General features: G+C 46.1%; 1 protein-coding gene. It reads left to right on the forward strand.

Going from position 1 to position 1691, the window contains the following annotated elements; genetic code table 11:
- Positions 1-119 precede the first annotated feature (119 nt).
- Complete coding sequence (locus OB87_RS06985) at positions 120-1547, forward strand: hypothetical protein (protein ID WP_033568729.1); 1428 nt, start codon at positions 120-122, stop codon at positions 1545-1547.
- The last annotated feature ends 144 nt before the right edge of the window (positions 1548-1691 follow it).

Genomic DNA, 1691 nt, shown 5'->3' on the forward strand with positions numbered 1-1691 from the left:
CAGAATTACGTACACCCTCTGAACATACCTTAAAACCTTCATGTTCAGCATTATAATGCTTCGCTTTTTGCAATATTATAATCGCTCTTTATTTTCAGTTTTCCAGCCATGGATTAGAAATGAAACGGATCTCCGCATATTACTTGGGACTCATCCTTGCTGCTCCAGTACTTGCCATTGATATGCCGCCCCCTGTCCCTATCAAAAGCATCGATTGGTTACCCGATAGTACCGTCAGAATTGGACAAGGGATAAATGCGGCATATCGCATCATCACCCAGACTGACCAGACGCATGAAATATGGCTTCACACCGACTGTCAGAGCGGGAAGAAAACGCTACTATTTATGAACGTCCAACTGGATAAAGGGCTGCGAGTTTACAGCCTGGACTCTATTGGCCGCTATACACCGGGTACACCGTTTGAACCGGATGCAGACAGCTTGCTGATGACAAAGCCTGAGCTGAATCTCTGTAATCAGAATATTCCCGAATCGATGTGGCGGGGCGTTTCTTCATGGGAGCAACCCGGTGAAAAGCTGTTTGTAGATGTGAACAATAGCCAGCGAAAAGGTGAAATACTAAAAGCACGTCTGGCGACGGATTATGACGTCATTCGTCATGACGAGAAATATGGTGCGCCTTATTCAGTGAAAATCCAGGATGTCATGCTCAACTGTGAAAAAGCTGAAAGCATGGCATTAATTACTTTCTCACTGGATGATCAGGGTGTTGTTTCTGACAGCGTTTCCGCGAAAGATGCTACGTTCGCAGCGCTGTCGCCCAACATGACCAGCGTGGCAAAAGAGCTTTGCGCTATCAAAGACTTCACTCATTATACTGGCAATGGAACGTTCATGTGGCGTAAAAAAGAGGTGAGTGATGATACGCCCGCTCTGCCGGATCTTGAGCACAATACCCCGGCAGCGTTGCAACGCTTTACGCTTCCAACGGAGGTGGCAAGCGTCATTGATAAAACCTTATCCGATTCTCAGCAAAGGCCGGCCTTCCGTTCGCTTCGTTATACTCAAAGTGATTCGCAAGGCGATGGTATAGGGCTGATGGCCAGAATTGATGCCCAACCGGACGGTACGACGCTGACCATCGTGCAGATGGCGATAGCCAATATAACGTTCTATTCACAATATCAGCGTTTGTTTAATCTGGTGGATGTGAAAAAATGGGAAACCATGACTGATGTGCCGTGGGTCAGCAAAACCCTGGATAATACAATTGTGCTCCCTTTGCGCCCTGGTGATGCCTATACCTCGCACAGCCAGATTGCAAACATAGATAAGTCAGGAAAAGATAAATCGCTGAGTCACAGCTGTGTTGCCGGTAGAGAATGGCGTAACGCTGCAGCTCTCAATCCCAAATTTCCAGGAGGTTATCTGGAATTTATCTGTAAGGAAGACCTTGGTGATGGGAGAGAAACCAGTAGCGATTATGCTTATCTTGAAGCGTTGAAAGTCTTTGTTCGCATCGGTTTTCAGGATAAAGATCAGACGAAACGCTTTACTTTCACCGATGTGGAAGTCACTTACTAACGGATTACACATGTTAAACCCTTCACTGCACCGATCTCTTTATCCCTTTGTTAGAGAGGAAGGATGGTGAAGGGATTCATCAGCTAACTACCTTTAATAATTAGCGAAGCAGCAGGGCAATTAACGCTAATGAAATGGACACCT

This window comes from Dickeya undicola (assembly GCF_000784735.1).
In the GTDB taxonomy this organism is placed as follows: Bacteria; Pseudomonadota; Gammaproteobacteria; order Enterobacterales; family Enterobacteriaceae; genus Dickeya; species Dickeya undicola.